We start from the raw sequence: 16,801 nt of genomic DNA, 5'->3' as shown, positions 1-16,801 counted from the left end.
GCGGCGGGGAGTCCGGGCTCCGGGGGTCCGGCCTTCCGGGCCAGTTCGGCGTCCACGCCGTCCGCGCGGGCGGCGGGCGCGGCGGCGGCGGGCTCCGGCGCCTCGCGGCGGCCGCGGGCCCACATCAGCACCGAGAGGGTCAGGGCGACCGCCGTGGCGAGGGCGGCGGTGAGGGTGACGGCCCGGGCGTCGTAGCCGAGGTCGATGGTCGCGCCGCCGAGCCAGGCGCCGAGCCCGTTGCCCAGGTTGAACGCGGAGACGTTGGCCGAGAGGGCGAGGGCGGGCGCGGCGGCGGCCACCGCGAGGATCCGTGCCTGGAGCGCCGGGATGATGGAGAAGCCCGCGGCGCCGAACAGGAACAGCGCGATCGCGGCCGGGACCTGGTGGGGCGCGGCGAGCCAGAACAGCAGCAGGGCGACCAGCAGGGCGCTCTGGGCGCGCAGCACGCCGCGCATCACGTTGGCGTCGGCGGCCCTGCCGCCCAGGATGTTGCCGAGGACGGAGCCGATGCCGAAGACGATCAGCAGGATGCCGACCATGGCGGGCGCGAAGTGGCCGATGTCGCGCAGCAGCGGGGCCAGGTAGGTGGAGGTGGTGAAGACCGCTCCCTGGGCCAACACGGTGATCAGCATGGACAGTTGCAGACTCCCCTTGCGGAACACCTTCATCTGTTCGCGCAGCGACAGGCTCCCCTCCGCGCCCCCCTCGCCCTCGGTGGACAGCGCGCCGGGCACGAACCTGACGATCAGCAGCAGGCACAGCACGGCGAAGCCGGTGACGTAGCCGAAGGTGGCGCGCCAGCCGAAGTGCTGTCCGATGAAGGTGCCGATCGGGGAGCCGAGCACGTTGGCGAAGTTGAAGCCGAGCGCGATCTTGGCCATCGCGGTGGCCTGCTTGTCCGGCGGGGACATCAGGGCGGCGACGTGCCAGGCGACGGCGGCGAAGGTGCCGTGGCTGAGCGAGGTGAAGATGCGCGCGCCCATCAGCGTGGGGTAGTTGGGGGCGAGCACGGCGATGACGTTGCCGACGATGAAGACGCCCATCAGGGTGAGCAGCAGCCCCTTGCGGGACCACTTGGTGGTCAGCAGGGTGATGATCGGCCCCCCGATCGTCACCCCCAGCGCGTAACCGGTGACCAGCAGGCCGGCGGTCGGGATGGTCACGCCCAGATCGGCGGACATCTCGGGCAGGATCCCCGCGATGACGACCTCGGCGGTGCCGACGCAGAACACTCCGAGCATCAGGGCCAGGAGGGGCAGTGGCATGGCGACCCAAGCCTTTCGTAGGGAGCCAGGTTCAAGGATGATGTATGCGATTGCATATAGATAATGGACGAACGTGCCTGGGTGGTCAACTGCCGCAAAGAGTTACGCTGGAAAACAGTGGCGGACGGACAAGCAGAACGTTCCGAAGGACTCAGTGAGGGGCCGCGTCGATGGAGACATGGGGACCGGGGAGCGGGCGGGACGAGATCGCCATCTGGCGACAGCTCACCCGCCTGATGGAGCAGGTCAACGCGACCGCGGGCAGGCGGCTGACCCGCAGCCACGGGGTCTCCATGAACGAGTTGCTGCTCCTGCTCTCGCTCGCCGAGCAGCGCGACGGCACCCTGCGGATGTCGGACCTGGTGAAGACCCTCGGCGCCAACCAGCCCTCGGTCAGCCGGATGACCGCCCGCCTGGAGGACGCCGAGTGGGTGGTGCGGCGCAGCGCCCTGGACGACAAGCGCGGGGTGGACGTGCGGATCACCGAGGCCGGCCGGCGGCTGGCCGGGGAGGCCGAGCAGACCCTGCGCAAGGCCCTCGCCGAGGCACTCGACTCGGCCGCCCTGAGCGACTCCACCGCCTCGCTCGTCGCCCGGCTGCGGTACGCGCCCGCGGTGCCGATCGACTGAGCACCCCCTCCCCGCACCGGCCCCGGTCGCAGGCCACCACCCGCGACCGGGGCCGCTTCATGCCGCTTCACCTCCCCGCAACAGGACTCCATGCGAAGTAATAGTCCAGAAATATGCATTCGAATGCATCTACTGTGACCGCCATCACGTTGCCGTGTATACGGATCGAGCACTAGCGTTCGAGGCCGACAACAGGCGGACGGTCGACTCGTTCCCACCGCCCACTCCCCCGCTCGAGGACGCTCACGGAGGTTTCGTCATGTCCGGTACCCCACTCCCCGGCCCGACCACGCACCACCGCCCGACCGGCCTGAACCCGGTAGCGGATCTCCCCAAGCCGCCCGGCCTGCACTGGAACGTCCGGGCCGAACAGCCCGTCGCCTATAGCGTCAGCATGGTGCGCGGGCTGCTCGACCTCGACGACCCCACCCTCGCCCGCGCCGTCGGCGGCGGCCACGGCAGGCCCTTCCGCTGCCTGCTCGCGATCGACTCCGCCGTCGACGCGCTCTACCACGAGCGCTTCGCCGCGTACTTCGACCGCTGGCTGATCGACGCGACCTGGCAGGTCGTCCAGGGCGACGAGGACGCCAAGTCCCTGGAGCAGGCCGTCCTCGTCACCGAGGCCATGTCCCGGATGGGCATCCTGCGCCGCGCCGAGAAGGTCGTCGCCGTCGGCGGCGGCGTCGTCCTCGACATCGTCGGCTTCGCGGCGAGCATGTACCGCCGCGGCGTGCCCTACATCCGCGTCCCCACCACGCTGGTCGGCCAGATCGACGCCGGCATCGGCGTGAAGACCGGAATCAACCACGGCCACCACAAGAACCGCCTGGGCGCCTACTTCGCCCCCGAACTCGCCCTGATCGAACCGCACTTCCTGCGCACCATCGACCCCCGGCACGTCGCCAACGGCATCGCCGAGGTGATCAAGATGGCGCTGGTCAAGGACGCCGTCCTGTTCGACCTGCTGGAGGCCACCGTCGGCGACATCACCCCCGAGACCCTGGGCGGCTGCGGCTCGGCGGTCAGCGAGGTGCTGTCCCGGGCCATCTCCGGGATGCTCGACGAACTGGAACCCAATCTCTGGGAACAGGTTTTGGAACGTTCCGTCGACTACGGCCACACGTTCAGCCCCTCCCTGGAACTGCGCGCCGACCCGCCCCTGCTGCACGGCGAGGCCGTCGCCGTCGACATGGCCATCTGCCTCGCCCTCGCCCACCTCCGCGGCCACCTCTCCGCGCACGACACCGACCGGGCACTGAGACTCCTCCAGGGCTTCCGACTCCCCGTCGCCCACCCGATCTTCACCCAGGAGCTGCTGGAGGAGGCGCTCGCCGACGCGGTCAAGCACCGGGACGGCCTCCAGCGCGTCCCGCTCACCCGGGGCATCGGCTCCGTCGTCTTCGCCAACGACCTCACCCCGGCGGAGCTCGGCCGGGCCCTGGAGTTCATCGGCGCCTGGACGACGGATGCGCGGGCCGAGCTCGTCGGCGCGGCGGTATGAGCGCGGGCACCGTGCCCCAGGCCTCGCCGGACGCCTCTCCGGACACCTCGCCGGGCGGCGGCCGGGACACTCTGCCGGACGCCTCGCCGGGCGGCCAGGCGCCTGCGGACATCACCGTCTTCGACGTCGGCGGCACCCACATCCGCCGGGCCGTCTGGCAGCGCCGGGGCGGGCTGGGGACCCGCACCACGCACCCCTCCCCCAGCTTCAAGCGCTTCCCCTCGGCCACCGTCGCCGAGCTCCAGGACATGATGGTCCGCCAGCTGTGCGCCGGCGTGCCGCACACCCCGGCCCCCGTCGTCGGCATCTCCTTCGGCGCGGCCCTCGACCACCGCTCCGGGCTCGTCTACGCCTCCGCCCCGCTGTGGGGCGAGCACAGCGAGCCGTACGACCTGCGGGCCGCGCTGACCGCCCGGCGCCCGGACGTCCGGTGGCACATCGTCAACGACGTCACCGCCGCGCTGCTGCACGCCGCCGCGGCCGCCGAGCGCAGTGGCCACCGCAAGGTCCTGCTGGCGACCATCAGTTCCGGCATCGCCTGCCGGGTGCTCGACCAGCGGCAGCGCCGGATCCCGGTCGACGACAGCGGACTGCAGGGCGAGATCGGCCACCTACCGGTGCACGCCGAACTCCTGCGCAGCACAGTCGAGTTGACCTGCGACTGCGGCCGGCCCGGCCACCTCGCCGCCTACGCCTCCGGCCCCGGCATCGCCCGGCTGGCCGACACCCTCGCCCACCGGGAGCCCGCCCGTTGGGCGGCCTCCCGGCTCGGCCGGCTCACCGCTGGCGGCACCGCCTTCGAGACGGCACTGCGCCGGGCCCTGGACGAGCAGGACGAGCAGGACGGGACCGGCGCGCAGCGTGGGCAGGACGGACGCCCCGGGCCGGACACGCTCGCCGCCGACCTGCTCGACGCCGCGACCGCCCCCGTCGCGGCCGTCCTGCGCACCGCGCTCTGCCTCGACCCCGAGCTGGACGAGGTGGTGCTGACCGGCGGCGTCGTCCACGGCCTCGGCCACCACTACCGGCGCGCCCTGCTGGGCCACCTCACCCGCGAGGGCCTCTACCTGACCAGCGACCGCACCCCCGACTGGCTGCACCGGCGGATCACCGTCACCGCCCCCGGCGAGGCCGACAGCCTCGCCGGGGCCGGGATCGCGGCCGGAGCGTCGACGTGACGACGGCCGAACGCGTCCCCAGCCACCGCGCGCTGGTCCGCGAGCCCGGCGGCGTACGGCTGCGGCTGCGTCCCACCCAGGCCCCCGCCCCGGGCGAACTCCTCGTCGCCACCCAGGTCGCCGGGCTGTGCGGGACGGACATCCAGATGCTGCGCGGGCTGCGCGACGACCCGGCGCCGGTGATCGGCCACGAGGGCATCGCCCGGGTGGTCGCCGCCGGCCCGGGCGTCCCCGCCGCCCTGCGCCGCCCGGGCACCCCGGTGGTGGTCAACCCGACCCACCGGACGGACCCGTCCTTCCTGCTCGGGCACAACGTCGACGGCCTGCTCCAGGAACGCACCCTGATCCCGGCGACGGCCGTCCGGGACGGCCTGGTGGTGCCGCTGGCGCAGGAGCCCGACCCGGTGCTCGGCGCCCTGATCGAGCCGTTGGCCGCCGTCCGGTACGCCCTCGGCCTGCTGGCCGCCGGCCGTCCCCGGACCCTGGTGGTGTACGGCGACGGGACGATCGGGCAGCTCGCCGTCCGGGCCGCCCGCCGCCGGCTCGGCGCCGACGTCCGCGTCCTGCTCGTCCACCACACCCCGGACGGGCTGGCCTGGAGCGCTGAACGGGCCTTCCCCGGCGTGGAGTTGACGCTCGACCCGGTGCCCCCGGTGGGCTCCGGGCCGGTCGCGGCCCTGCTCGCGACCCCGCGCGACGGGACCCTCGCCGCGCTCGCCGCCGCCCTGCGGCTCGGCGGCCCCGGACTCTCGGACCACCTCGACGACGACGCGACCGGCGACCTGACCGTCGACCTGTTCGGCGGCCTCCCGCCCGGCGCCGCCGTCACCGAACTGCCCGGCGTCGACCTGGCCGCCGTCCGGGCCGCCAACTGCGCCGGGCACCCCGTCCCGTACGCCTTCACCACCACCCGCACCGCCGACGGCCGACGCGTCCGGCTGACCGGCCACCGCGGCGTGGGCAACGACCACCTCGCCGAGGCCGCCGCCGAGCTGTGCCACCACCCGGAGGCCTACCGCGACCTGGTGACGCACGTCGTCGGGCCGCCGGAGGCCGCCCGGATCATGACCGGGCTCTCGGCCGGCGGCGGACGCAGCGTCGCCGGGAGCCGGCTCGTCAAACTCGCGGTGCGCTTCGCCCCGGCGCCGCCCACACCCCTGGAGGCCCAGTGACCGCGCCCGACCGCACCCGCCGCCGCGCCCTGGTCGTCGGCGGGTCCACCGGCATCGGCCGTGGCGTCGCGGACGCCTGGGCCGAGGCCGGGCTGGACGTCACCGTGCTCAGCCGCTCGCGCCCGGCCGGCCCCGGGGCCGAGCGGCTGCGCTGGGCGGCCACCGACCTGACCGACACCGACCGGGTCGCCGAGAACCTGTCCCTGGCCGGCGCCGAACCGCTGCACGCCGTCTGCTACTCGGCCGTCCACTACGGCGACCGGCGGACCCTCTTCCGCGAGTGCACCGAGGCCGAGTGGCGCCGCCAACTCGACGTCAACCTGCACGGCCTCTGGCTCACCCTCTCCTGGACCGTCCCGGCCCTGCGCCGACCCGACCGTCCCGGGCTGTTCCTCGGCATCTCCTCCGAGGTCGTCTACAACGCCGGGCCGGGCCGCTCCGGCTACGCCGCCACCAAGGCGGGCGCCGCCGCCCTGCTCGACTCCGTCGCCCAGGAGGAGGCCGCCGAACCGCCGGGCACCGAGGCGCTGCGGATCGTCCAGGCCCTGCCCGCCGGCATGGTCGACACCCCCGGGATCCGGCGCCGGCGCCCCGACGGCTTCGACTACACCGCGTACATGCGCCCGGCGAGCTTCGCCCCGCTGGCCCGCGAGCTCGCGGCGACGGCCGGCGCCGGACTGCACGGCGCCCACCTGGTGGTGGACCCCGAGGGCGGCTGGCGCCCGGTCGGCGAGGGGCTGCCGCTCTCCCAGAGCCGCCCCGTCCCGGCCACCGCCACCGCCACCGCGAGGGCCGCGGCCGGCGCCGCCTCGTGACCGCCGCCCCGCTCCTCGGGCTGGCCGGCTGGCGCCTGCCCGGCGACCACCTCGACGCGGTCCGGCTCACCCACCGGGCCGGCGCCGACGGCCTCCAGCTCGACCTCGGCGGCCCCGGCCGTGGGCCGTGGCTCGACGCGCCGGGCACCGTCGAGCGGATCCTGGAGCACTGCGCCCGGCTCCGGGTCCGACCGCTCGCCGTCGCGGGCAACACCCTCAACGACATCGGCCTGCACGCCCCGCCGGGCGGCCGGGACGCGCTGCGCGTCCGACGCGTCCTGATCCGGGTGCTGGACGCCGCCCACGCCCTCGGTGCCCCGCTGGCCTTCGTCCCCAGCTTCCGCCGCAGCGCCGTCACCGACCGCGCGGAACTGGACCGCACGGCCGCCGTACTGGCCTGGGCGGCGGCGGAGGCCCGGGCCCGCGGGCTGCTGCTGGCCAACGAGAACGACCTCGACCCGGCACGCGCCCGCCGCCTGGTCGACCAGGTCGCGGCGGACGGCTTCCGGCTGCTGCTGGACACCTACAACCCGCGGGTCGCCGGGGTCGACGCGGTGGCCCTGGTCGAGGCCGTCCACCCCTGGCTCGCGCCCCACGTCCACCTCAAGGACGGCACCGGCGGCGTGGTGGCGCGAGACCTCCTCGGCGACGGGGACGGCCCGGTCCGGGAGTCCCTCGCCGCCCTCGCCGCGCACGGGTTCCGGCCCGAGGCGCTGGTCCTGGAGAACGACCACCGCGACGGCGACCCCGTCCGCCTCGCCCTCGACCTCGAACGCGCCCGCGACCTCGCCCGCACCCACCAGCCGTCCGCCTCCCACCTGCCGTCCGTCCCCCACGAGCCGTCCGCCTACCGCCCCTGAGGAGCCCCCGTGCCCCAAGCGCCGAACCTCCCGGCCGAGTACGCCACCACCACCCTGCGGGACGGCGTGGTGAGCCTCGGCACCCGCCCCTTCCCCCACGACGCGCTCCGCGCCGACACCGTCCTCATCAAGCCCCACCACCTGGGCATCTGCCGCGCCGACGCCAAGGAGGTCGTCGGCTCGCGCGACGTCCCCGAGGACCGCGGCCCGCTCTTCGGCCACGAACTCGTCGGCACCGTCGCCTTCGCCGGCGCGCGGACCGGCTTCCGGGAGGGCGAACTCGTCACCCTCAACCCCAACATCACCCCCACCCGCACCACCGGCTTCGCCGAGTACGTCTTCGTCCACGGCACCGAGGCGCAGCTGGACCAGGCCGTGGTGCGCGTCCCCGAGGCCGGCATCCGGGACGCCGTCTGGATGCCCGAGCCCTTCGCCTGCATCGTGCACGCGCTCCGCAGACTGCTCGAACTCACCGCTCTCACCGACCTCCGGGGCCGGCGCGTCGCCGTCCTCGGCGCCGGCTGCGCCGGCCTCACCTTCGCCCTGTACGCCCGCCACCTGGGCGCCTCGCCCACCGTCTTCAACCGCGGCGAGGCCCGGCGCGCCTTCGCCGTGCAGCAGGGCCTGCTCGCCGCCGAGGAGATCCACCCGCTGACCGACGCCAAGGCCCCGCAGCACCAGGACCGGTACCACGTGGTGATCGTGGCGACCACCGTATCGACCACCGAACTCCTGGACACCGCCAGCGACTTGGCCGCCGACGGCGCCGTCCTCTTCGTCTACGGCGGCACCCGCCGGGGCGACACCTACCCGCCCGGCCGGGCCGACGTCGACACCATCCGCCGCGCGGAGCTCATCGAGCCGGTCGAGCACCACGGCAAGCGGCTGCACCTCGCCGGCGCCTACGGCTGCCACCGCGAGGACTACGAGGAGGGCTTCCGGCTGCGCGCCGAACACCCGCTCGCCTTCCCCCTGGAGAAGCTGACCTCCCTGCGGATCGGCCTGGACGACTTCCCGCGCCGGGTGACCGACATCGCCGCCGAACGGGAGGACCACCCCGGCAAGGTGATCATCGACCTCGCGCCCTGACCCCGACCGGACGGGCGCGCGCACCGGCTTCGCACCCGGGGCCGGTGTACGCCCGGTGGCGTGACGCGGGGATCCGGCACCGCGTCGGACGGGCGCGGCGGGAAGCCGATCGGACACGATCCTCCCTGTCCCACCAGGCGATCCCGAGGAGCCGGCATGGCGGCGGAGCAGACCGCACCGATGACACCCCGAGTGGCGATGACCCTCGCCGCGATCGCGGCGACCGCCGCCACCCCGCGCCCGTCCGGGGAGACGGTGCCGGAGCAGTTGAACCGGGTGTTCCTGGGCATCACCCGGCAGTTGGCCGACACCGACCTCGCCACCGGCGCCGACTGGAGCCTCCGGTGGCTGGCGCTGGCCCCCGACAACGCCAACCTGGCGTACCTGGCGGCCGACCCCTCCTCCAGCAGCTTCGCCGTGGTCCTCCGCGGCACGGTCGGCAACGTGACCGACCTGCTGGAGGACCTCGACGTCGGCACGGTGGTGCCGTTCACCGCCGTCGGCGCACCGTCCGCCCCGGTGTCCGTGTCCCAGGGCGCGATGGCGGCCTTCACCCAGGTCCTGTCCATGAGCAGCGGGGGCGTGACCCTGGTGCAGGCGCTCACCGAAGCCCTCGCCGGGGCCGCGCAGACCCCCACGGTGTACGTGATCGGCCACAGCCTCGGCGGCTGCATCGCCACCATGGTCGCGCCCTACCTCCAGGCACGGTCCTGGCCCGGCGCCACCCCGCAGTTCGGCCTCTGCACCTTCGCCGCCCCCACCGCCGGCGGCCCGGACTTCGCCGACTACGTCGACTCCCTGCCGTGGATCGTCAACGCGCGCTACTACAACCCCTACGACGTCGTGCCGCTCGCCTGGACCTCGCTCGACGACGCCGAGGGCTGGTACCCGACTCCCTCCGGACCGGCGGCGAACGACGAGGTGGACGCCGTCATCTCGGTGATCGCCGGTCTGCCCGGTCCCCACCCATACGCCCAGCCCGGCCAGGCCGTGCCCCTGGCCATCGACTACGACCGGACCCACGACCCGGACTTCGTCAAGAGCTCACTCGCGGACTTCCTGGGCCAGGTCGCCTTCCAGCACGCCAACTCCACCTACCTGGGCCTGCTCGGCGCCCCCGACGTCCTGGCCGGCCCGGTGGTGCGGGCCCTCTCCACGAACTCCGGGGAGGGCGGCACCGCACTGGCCGTCGTCGGCAGCGGCTTCGGCCCGGGCGCGGCCGTCGACTTCGGCCCCGTCCCCGGCCAGGACCTCGCGGTCAGCGGCGACGGCCTCGCGATCAGCCTCCACGCGCCTCCCGGAGTCGGCGTGGTCGACGTCCGGGTCACCACCGAGCTGGGCACCTCGGCGGCCGTCCCCTTCGGCCGGTTCGCCTACGGCGGCCCCCCACCGGTGATCACCACCGGCCTCTTCCCGGCCACCGGCCCCGAGGGCACCTCGGTGACCGTCACCGGCGTCAACTTCGGCGCCGACGCCCAGGTGTTCTTCGGTACCAACCCCGCGGCGTCGCCGCAGGTCCAGCCGCCCTACGAGATCGTCGTCGACGCGCCCGCCCCGAGCACCGGCTTCGGCAGGCCCAGCACCGTCAACGTGACCGTGGTGTCCAACGGCTACTCGTCCCCGGCCGGGCCGGCCAACGAGTTCACCTACCTGAAATCGTCCCCGGAGTCATGACGGCCGAGTCATGACCGCCGAGTCATGACCGCCGAGCCCTGATCACCCCGCCGGCGGCCTGGTCGCCGGCGGCTGCCCGTCCTCCCGCACCCAGGCGCCGACACCCAGCCGCCCGGTGGTGCCCAGGTCCAGCTCCGGCACGACCGTCACCGGCGCGGCGCCCGGCATCACCCGGACCCGCACGTACGGGGCGTTCACCGCGTCACCCGCGCCCGCCTCGGTGGTGTTGCGCCACGCCAGCGTGGACCGTGCCCCCTCGCCCGGCTTCAACGCGAGCGGCCGCGGCGGGTCGTCCGCCCCGGTGCCGCTCGCGATCTGCGCACCCCCGTGCAGGAGCCGCACGCCGTCGACCGGCCGGTGCCCCACGTCGAGGAGTTGGAGGTCCGGGTAGCCGTTGAGGTTCACCGTGGCCGTCCCGCAGTTGCGCAGGTGCAGCCCCACCACCCGCAACCCCATCGCCGCATCCCCGTCGTCCGCGCTCACCCGCACCCCGGAGGCCGGGCACGGCCCGTCCGGGCGCGAGGCCTCGGCGCTCGGCACGCTCCGCACCTTGACGACCGTCAGCACCGAGCCCTTCCCGTCCAGTTCCACCCGCCCCTTCCCGGTCGCCCCCGGTGCGAGATCCCTGACCGTCCTCGTCTCGTTGCCCAGCACACCCCCGGCCGCCCCCGACCGGCCGAACACCACCGTCACATCGGCCGCCTCCGCGCCCGGGTTGGTCACCTCGTACTCCGCACAGGCCGCACTCGCCGCCGTGATCCGCACCCCGTCCTTCGCCACCGGCCCCGGCGAGGCCGACGCCACCCCGCACGGCCCCGCACTGCCGGAGCCGGCGACCGAAGGCCCCCCGCCCGCCCCGGCCGCCCCGGCCACTTGGCTCCCGCACCCCGCGAGCAGCACCACCGCCGCCGCCACCGCACCCACCGCACCGACCCCGCGCCTCACCGGCACCACCCCACCCGTCCCGAACTCACCCATCCGACCATCCGATCACGAACCACCCCACCCCACCGTGACCGCCGTCACTCCCCCTGCAACAGCCCCGCAACGCCGCCGCCGGTGGAGGATGATCTCCGGATGCCGGAACCCAGCCCTGCCCTCGAACGACTGGTCGCCGACGAGAACAGCTTGAGCGACCTGCTGGCCTTCCTGTTCGAGCGCGATCCCCAGCCCCTGATCGACCTGCTCGGCCTCGCCCCCGGCCCGTACCGGTGTCGACGCGAGGTCAAACAGCCTGCCGGCCGCCTGGACCTCGTGGTGTACCGGCGGTCGGACGACCGTCCCGTGGCCGTGCTGGAGATGAAGGGCGCCTCCGACGAGCACGGCGATCAGTTGAACCGCTACCGGGCCTGGGCCGAAACCCTCGACCCCGTACCGGCCCTGTTCTACTGCACCTTCGACGCCGCCCGGCCCACCGAGCCGTGGCGATCGCTGCGCCTCGTCACGCTCTTCCAGGCGTGGCACTCGGCCGCGGATCCGCACGCCGCGTGGCTCGCGCACGGGATCACCGACGTCCTGCACAGCTGGGAAACGGAGGCCGACGGTGCGATCGGGAGTTCCTCCGGCTGGTACGTGCCGGACGTGGTGAGCCGTCGTACGGCCCTCGCCCTCGACGACGCGCTGCGCCGCGACCATCCGGGCTCAGTCGAAGCGAGGGCCATGAGCACCAGCGGCGGAAACCCGATGGTGATGGCCTGGCGACACCACCCCTCCGGCTCCGACCACGCCTGGATCGCCGTGGACCTGCGCTGCCCCGGCCGTGGGATGCCCAGCCAGCCCTGGCTGTTCCGGCCGTGCGTCGACGTCCTCACCGGTGCCAGGCCGACGGTGGAAGCCGTGCTCGAAGCCCACGACCTGGCCGTGGAGCTGCAACCGGCGATGGCGCTGTCCTCGATCCAGGAGGGCCTTCGCCGGCGGGGCCGTCCGGAACTGGCCGCGGCGCTCCGCGCCGACAAGCACGACGGCCTGAACGGCCCCGCCGATCCCGAGGTCCTGGCCGGCTGGCGCGACCGGCTCGCCAGCGGCGCGAGCACACCCCGGCTGCATCCGGTCTTCTTCCACGACCGGCAGCGGCGCCTGGCGACCCAGTTCCGGCTCGACGTCGGCTCGCTCACGCGGACCGACCTCGCGGACCTCACCCTCGCGGTTCTCGACCACCTCGTGGAACGGGCGGACGCTCTCCGGTCCGACCGGGCCGTCTCGGCCCACGCGACAACAGGGCCGCACGACTCAGGGGCAGGCGACCCAGAGGCGGGCGACCCAGGGGCGGGCGACTCAGGGGCGGGCGAGGATCTGCCGTAGTACGTCGAGGAGTTGGGTCGCTTCGGCGGCCGGGTGCGGGGCCTGCCAGGCGATGTGGCCGTCGGGGCGGACCAGGGTGGCGCCGGTGGGTGGGAGGGTGAGCGGCCGCGTCAGGTCGGTGGGGAGGAGGTGGAGGGTGACGGGGAGGCCGGCGGCCGTGGCGGTGTCGGCGTGGCGCTGCCAGGCGGCGTCGGCGGTGAGGAGGGCGAAGCCCGGGCCGACCAGGTCGAGGGTGGAGCCGGTGGGGAGCGGCAGGTGCGGGAGGCGGGTGCCGGGGGCGGGGTCGGGGTGGGCGCCGTCCGGGTCGAGGGGTGGGCGCGGCGCCGGGGTGGCGGGGAGGACGGCGGTGGAGGTGTAGGCCGCGGTGAGCAGCAGTTCGTCGTCCATCCGGTAGCTGGTGCGGGCACGGGAGTTGGCGAGGGAGATGTCGATGACCTGGCGGGCCACGGGGCGGCGTTCGGCCTCGTAGCTGTCGAGCAGCGCGTCGCCGGCCGTGCCGGCCGTGACGGCGGCCAGCTTCCAGGCCAGGTTGTCGGCGTCGCCGATGCCGGTGTTCATGCCGTGCCCGCCGGTCGGCGGCGTCACGTGGGCCGCGTCGCCGGCCAGGAGCACCCTGGACTTCCGGTAGCTGTCGGCGAGTTGGGCGTCCATCCGCCAGGTGGTGGTGTCCAGGACGGTCACGGCCAGGCCCGGCAGCCCGGCCGCTTCGCGGATCAGCCGGGCCAGCCGCGGGTGGTCGGCCCGCAGGGCGGTGGTGTCGTCGCGGCCGGGGTCGTACGGGTGCTGGTAGATCCAGCGCCGGTCGTTGTCGACGGCGAGGAAGCCGCCCCGGCCGGGCTCGGTGAGGAAGTAGGAGGCGCTGGCCCGGTCGGCGACGACCTCGCCGAGGGGCGCCTCGAAGCGGACGCCGAGGAAGTGGCCGAGGCCGGTCGGCCCGGCCATGGCGATCCCGGCGGCCGCGCGGACGGTGCTCGACGCGCCGTCGCAGCCGATCAGCCGGTCGGCGCGGACGGTGTGCCGCTCACCGCTGCCGCGATCCTCCAGGACGGCTTCCACGCCGTCGGCGTCCTCCGTGTACGCCACGAGCCGGGTCGCGAACCGGACGGCCTGCGGGGCGAGTTCCCGGGCGCGCCGGGCGAGGACGGCCTCCAGGGCGTCCTGGGAGCAGATCAGCCCGGGGGACGGGGTCCGCTCGGGGCCGTCCGGCACGGCGACCCCGGTGCGCACGAAGTCCGGGTCGACCAGGGTGCGGCCGCGGTAGAAGTACACCTGGGAGGGCGGGAGGCCGGCCCGCCGGATCTCCGGCTCCAGGCCGCAGCGCCGGAACACCTCCATCGAACGCGCCGACACGCCACGGGCCTTGGGGTGCCGGGAGGTGTCGGGGTGCGCCTCGACGAGCAGGTGGTCCACGCCGTGGCCGGACAGCAGGAGGGACAGCGTCAGGCCGACGGGGCCCGCGCCGACGATGAGCACGGAGGTCGTTGCCGGGAATCGCATGCCACTCCTTCGTAACGGCTATTCGAGACTTTTGACGTTACCATGGTGGCGGCAGAGAGCACCCAGGAGACGAGGACACCCCGACCCCATGCCCCGGACCCCCGACCCGACACCCGAACCCCCCGGCCCCTCCCGAGGACCCGAGGACAACCCCCGCGGCCTCCACTTCCTCGCCGACCTCGCCAACACCGTCCGCGCGAACCCCGACACGGGCGCCGCCGAACTCCAGGCCCTCCTGGACCGCCACGGCGGCCCGCCGTTCCACCTCACCGAGGCCGACGCCCGGGAACTGTGCGAGGCCACCGCCCCCGTGATCGCCGTCCTCGACACCGACGACCCCGACCACGCCGCCGAGGCGATCAACGCCCTCCTCGACCGCTACCCGCCCCGCCCGCACCTCGTCCGGCTCCCCGGCCGCCCCTGGTCCCTGCACACCCGGGCCCCCGCCGACGCCGGCCTCACCCACTGGCTGCTCTCCACCGCCGCCCTCGCCCTCGGCCTGTGGCTCAGCGAACGCGGCACCTGCGCCTGGGGCCGCTGCGCCGCCCCGGGCTGCGGCCGCCACTACATCGACACCGGCCGCCGCACCCCCCAGCGCTACTGCACCCCCCGCTGCGCCACCCGCGTCCGCGTCGCCACCCACCGGGCCACCCGACGGACCGGCGCCTGAGCCCGCGCATCAGGCCTGCGGGGGCGGGCAGGTATCAGGGGTCGTCCGGCTTCGGGGCGGGACGACCGGGCCCGGCCCCGGAGGCGGCCGGGAGGGCGTGGGAGGGACGGCGGGCATGGGCGAGCTGGACGGCAGGACGGCGCTGGTGACGGGTGGGTCCCGGGGGATCGGGCGGGCGGTCGCACGGCGGCTGGCCGAGGACGGGGCGCTGGTCGCGGTGCACTACGGCGGCAACGAGGAGGCCGCCGCGGAGACCGTGAAGCTGATCGAGGGGGCGGGCGGCCGGGCGTTCGCGGTGCCGGCCCGGTTCGACCGGGGCGACGGGCCGGACCGGCTGTTCGAGGGCCTCACCGCCGGGTTGGCGGAGCACGGCGAGGACGGCCTGGACATCCTGGTCAACAACGCGGGCGTGCACCTGGCCGGTTCGATCGGTGAGATCACCGAGGAGGACTTCGACCGGGTGATGGCGGTCAACGTCCGCGCGCCGCTCTTCGTGATCCAGCGGACCCTGCCGCTGCTGCGGGACGGCGGGCGGATCGTGAACGTGGCCTCGGCGGCCGCCCGGATCGCCTCGCCGCTCCAGATCGGCTACACCGTCAGCAAGACGGCCCTGGAGGCGCTCGCCGCACCGCTCGCCAACGACCTCGGCCGGCGCGGGATCACCGTCAACACCGTCAACCCGGGCGTGATCCTCACCGACATGACCTCCGCGTGGACCAGCGCCCCCGAGGCGATGGCCGGGCTGGAGTCGATCACCGCCCTGGGCCGGATCGGCACGCCCGAGGACGTCGCGGACGTGGTCGGCTTCCTGGCGGGCCCGCGCGGCCGCTGGGTGACCGGCCAGACCGTCGACGCCTCCGGCGGCACCTACCTGGGGCCGATCCCGCCGGGCGCGCCTCGCGCTGCCGAGACGGACGGGCCCGGTCCGGCGGAGGCCTGACGGGCCGCACGGGCCGTACGGGCCGTAAGGGCCCCGGCGAGGCAGGAACGGGGGCGCGGCGGGAACCGGAGGTCGGCCGGACGCGTGATCATGGGGCATGAGCACACATCTCCCCGAGGAGCCGGCGACCCCCGCGCTGGTCGTCGACGCCGATGTCATGGAGCGCAACATCGCCCGGATGAGCGCGGCGGCCCTCGACGGCGGCTTCGCGGTGCGCCCGCACGCCAAGACCCACAAGTGCCCGGAGATCGCGCGGCGCCAGCTCGACGCCGGTGCGGTGGGGCTGAGCGTGGCCACCGTCGGCGAGGCGGAGGTCTTCGCCGCGAACGGCGTGTCCGACCTCTTCATCGCCTACCCCCTGTGGGTCGACGACGCCAAGGCCCGTCGGCTGCGCGCCCTCGCGGACTCGGTCGCCCTGCGGGTGGGGGCGGACTCCGTGGAGGGTGTCCGGCGGCTGGGGCGGGCGCTGCGGGGAGCGGCGGCCCCGGTGCAGGTGATGATCGAGATCGACTCCGGCCACCACCGGACCGGAGTCGTTCCGGCCGACGCGACCGAGATCGGCCTCGCCGCCGTCGACGCCGGGCTGGAGGTGGCGGGCGTCTTCACCTTCCCCGGCCACGGCTACGGCCACGACCCCCGCGCCCGCGAGCACGCGGCCCGCGACGAGGAACGGGCACTCGGCGAGGCCGCGGAGGCGCTGCGGGCCGTGGGCATCGCGGTGCCGGTGGTGAGCGGCGGGTCGACGCCGACGGCCGGGCAGTGGCGGTCCGGCGCGGTGAACGAACTGCGCCCGGGGGTGTACGTCTTCAACGACGCGACCCAGCTGGCCATCGGCAGCTGCACCGCGGACGACCTCGGGCTCTACGCGCTCGCGACCGTGGTGAGCAGCCCGGGCCCCGGTCGTTTCGTACTCGACGCGGGCAGCAAGGTGCTGGGCTCCGACGCCTCGCCCTGGGTCCGCGGTCACGGCTACCTCCCGGACCACCCGGATGCGGTGGTGGCCTCCCTGTCCGAGCACCACGCCACCGTCGTGCTGCCCGAGGGCGGGCCCACTCCCCGCCTGGGCTCCCGGGTCGCCGTCGTCCCGGTCCACGTCTGCACGCCGGTGAACCTGGCCGACACCCTGGAGGTGGTCCGGGCCGGGGAGGTCGTCGACCGCTGGACGGTGGCCGCTCGGGGCGCCAACAGCTGAACGGCGGCTGACCGACGA

The 16,801-nt window shown here is 74.8% G+C and carries 15 protein-coding genes; 12 read left to right on the top strand and 3 right to left on the bottom strand.

Features of this window, described 5'->3' with window-relative positions; genetic code table 11:
• Nucleotides 1-1,265, bottom strand: a 1,265-nt coding sequence (locus ACFXPX_RS20320; RefSeq protein WP_380642580.1) for an MFS transporter, incomplete at its 3' end; no start/stop codon positions are given.
• 170 nt (nucleotides 1,266-1,435) lie between these two features.
• On the opposite strand from ACFXPX_RS20320, the gene ACFXPX_RS20315 reads away from it, so the two are divergent.
• The 8 genes from ACFXPX_RS20315 to ACFXPX_RS20280 all read left to right on the top strand — a co-directional run bounded on the left by ACFXPX_RS20315 (nucleotide 1,436) and on the right by ACFXPX_RS20280 (nucleotide 10,183).
• Nucleotides 1,436-1,894: a MarR family winged helix-turn-helix transcriptional regulator gene (locus tag ACFXPX_RS20315; RefSeq protein ID WP_380522969.1), complete on the top strand. Its 459-nt coding sequence runs from the start codon at nucleotides 1,436-1,438 to the stop codon at nucleotides 1,892-1,894.
• A 259-nt stretch (nucleotides 1,895-2,153) separates the two neighbouring features.
• Complete coding sequence (locus ACFXPX_RS20310) at nucleotides 2,154-3,395, top strand: sedoheptulose 7-phosphate cyclase (RefSeq protein ID WP_380642578.1); 1,242 nt, start codon at nucleotides 2,154-2,156, stop codon at nucleotides 3,393-3,395.
• Complete coding sequence (locus tag ACFXPX_RS20305; protein ID WP_380642576.1) at nucleotides 3,392-4,573, top strand: ROK family protein; 1,182 nt, start codon at nucleotides 3,392-3,394, stop codon at nucleotides 4,571-4,573. The genes ACFXPX_RS20310 and ACFXPX_RS20305 overlap by 4 nt, the downstream gene beginning before the upstream one ends.
• Complete coding sequence (locus ACFXPX_RS20300; protein ID WP_380593081.1) at nucleotides 4,570-5,745, top strand: alcohol dehydrogenase catalytic domain-containing protein; 1,176 nt, start codon at nucleotides 4,570-4,572, stop codon at nucleotides 5,743-5,745. The genes ACFXPX_RS20305 and ACFXPX_RS20300 overlap by 4 nt, the downstream gene beginning before the upstream one ends.
• Nucleotides 5,742-6,560 carry an SDR family NAD(P)-dependent oxidoreductase gene (locus ACFXPX_RS20295; RefSeq protein ID WP_380642574.1) on the top strand — a complete coding sequence of 273 codons (819 nt, stop codon included), beginning with the start codon at nucleotides 5,742-5,744 and terminating at the stop codon, nucleotides 6,558-6,560. Before ACFXPX_RS20300 ends, ACFXPX_RS20295 begins: the two co-directional genes overlap by 4 nt.
• On the top strand, nucleotides 6,557-7,420 hold the full coding sequence (locus tag ACFXPX_RS20290; protein ID WP_380642572.1) for a sugar phosphate isomerase/epimerase family protein: 864 nt from the start codon (nucleotides 6,557-6,559) through the stop codon (nucleotides 7,418-7,420). The genes ACFXPX_RS20295 and ACFXPX_RS20290 overlap by 4 nt, the downstream gene beginning before the upstream one ends.
• Nucleotides 7,421-7,429: 9 nt before the next feature.
• On the top strand, nucleotides 7,430-8,509 hold the full coding sequence (locus tag ACFXPX_RS20285) for an alcohol dehydrogenase catalytic domain-containing protein (RefSeq protein WP_380642570.1): 1,080 nt from the start codon (nucleotides 7,430-7,432) through the stop codon (nucleotides 8,507-8,509).
• 156 nt (nucleotides 8,510-8,665) lie between these two features.
• Entirely contained in the window at nucleotides 8,666-10,183 is a 1,518-nt protein-coding gene (locus ACFXPX_RS20280) for an IPT/TIG domain-containing protein (protein ID WP_380642568.1), read from the top strand.
• Between the two features lie 42 nt (nucleotides 10,184-10,225).
• Here the strand turns inward: ACFXPX_RS20280 and ACFXPX_RS20275 are convergent, their stop codons facing one another.
• Nucleotides 10,226-11,161 carry a DUF4232 domain-containing protein gene (locus ACFXPX_RS20275; protein ID WP_380642566.1) on the bottom strand — a complete coding sequence of 312 codons (936 nt, stop codon included), beginning with the start codon at nucleotides 11,159-11,161 and terminating at the stop codon, nucleotides 10,226-10,228.
• A 99-nt stretch (nucleotides 11,162-11,260) separates the two neighbouring features.
• Here ACFXPX_RS20275 and ACFXPX_RS20270 point away from each other — a divergent pair, with 99 nt between their 5' ends.
• Complete coding sequence (locus ACFXPX_RS20270) at nucleotides 11,261-12,484, top strand: hypothetical protein (protein ID WP_380642564.1); 1,224 nt, start codon at nucleotides 11,261-11,263, stop codon at nucleotides 12,482-12,484.
• Here ACFXPX_RS20270 and ACFXPX_RS20265 read toward each other — a convergent pair.
• Nucleotides 12,458-13,981, bottom strand: a complete 1,524-nt coding sequence (locus ACFXPX_RS20265) for an FAD-dependent monooxygenase (RefSeq protein WP_380642562.1) — start codon at nucleotides 13,979-13,981, stop codon at nucleotides 12,458-12,460. The genes ACFXPX_RS20270 and ACFXPX_RS20265 overlap by 27 nt on opposite strands.
• Before the next feature lie 88 nt (nucleotides 13,982-14,069).
• On the opposite strand from ACFXPX_RS20265, the gene ACFXPX_RS20260 reads away from it, so the two are divergent.
• From ACFXPX_RS20260 to ACFXPX_RS20250, 3 genes are all read left to right on the top strand, one after another.
• The gene (locus ACFXPX_RS20260; protein WP_380642560.1) at nucleotides 14,070-14,651 is read left to right on the top strand and encodes a CGNR zinc finger domain-containing protein; all 582 of its coding nucleotides are present in this window, start codon (nucleotides 14,070-14,072) and stop codon (nucleotides 14,649-14,651) included.
• Between the two features lie 115 nt (nucleotides 14,652-14,766).
• Nucleotides 14,767-15,591: an SDR family NAD(P)-dependent oxidoreductase gene (locus ACFXPX_RS20255; protein ID WP_380642558.1), complete on the top strand. Its 825-nt coding sequence runs from the start codon at nucleotides 14,767-14,769 to the stop codon at nucleotides 15,589-15,591.
• A gap of 97 nt (nucleotides 15,592-15,688) precedes the next feature.
• Complete coding sequence (locus ACFXPX_RS20250; protein WP_380400372.1) at nucleotides 15,689-16,783, top strand: alanine racemase; 1,095 nt, start codon at nucleotides 15,689-15,691, stop codon at nucleotides 16,781-16,783.
• The last annotated feature ends 18 nt before the right edge of the window (nucleotides 16,784-16,801 follow it).

The organism is Kitasatospora sp. NPDC059146 (genome assembly GCF_042786665.1).
GTDB lineage: Bacteria > Actinomycetota > Actinomycetes > Streptomycetales > Streptomycetaceae > Kitasatospora.
Note: the sequence above shows the minus strand (reverse complement) of the source record. Positions and strands in the feature narration are given on the sequence as shown.

Excerpts from the sequence above, each read along its gene's own strand:
- ACFXPX_RS20270 (WP_380642564.1), top strand. The coding sequence starts at position 11,261 with ATGCCGGAACCCAGCCCTGCCCTCGAACGACTGGTCGCCGACGAGAAC.
- ACFXPX_RS20275 (WP_380642566.1), bottom strand. The coding sequence starts at position 11,161 with ATGGGTGAGTTCGGGACGGGTGGGGTGGTGCCGGTGAGGCGCGGGGTC.
- ACFXPX_RS20315 (WP_380522969.1), top strand. The coding sequence starts at position 1,436 with ATGGAGACATGGGGACCGGGGAGCGGGCGGGACGAGATCGCCATCTGG.
- ACFXPX_RS20255 (WP_380642558.1), top strand. The coding sequence starts at position 14,767 with ATGGGCGAGCTGGACGGCAGGACGGCGCTGGTGACGGGTGGGTCCCGG.
- ACFXPX_RS20310 (WP_380642578.1), top strand. The coding sequence starts at position 2,154 with ATGTCCGGTACCCCACTCCCCGGCCCGACCACGCACCACCGCCCGACC.
- ACFXPX_RS20260 (WP_380642560.1), top strand. The coding sequence starts at position 14,070 with ATGCCCCGGACCCCCGACCCGACACCCGAACCCCCCGGCCCCTCCCGA.
- ACFXPX_RS20305 (WP_380642576.1), top strand. The coding sequence starts at position 3,392 with ATGAGCGCGGGCACCGTGCCCCAGGCCTCGCCGGACGCCTCTCCGGAC.
- ACFXPX_RS20265 (WP_380642562.1), bottom strand. The coding sequence starts at position 13,981 with ATGCGATTCCCGGCAACGACCTCCGTGCTCATCGTCGGCGCGGGCCCC.
- ACFXPX_RS20280 (WP_380642568.1), top strand. The coding sequence starts at position 8,666 with ATGGCGGCGGAGCAGACCGCACCGATGACACCCCGAGTGGCGATGACC.
- ACFXPX_RS20250 (WP_380400372.1), top strand. The coding sequence starts at position 15,689 with ATGAGCACACATCTCCCCGAGGAGCCGGCGACCCCCGCGCTGGTCGTC.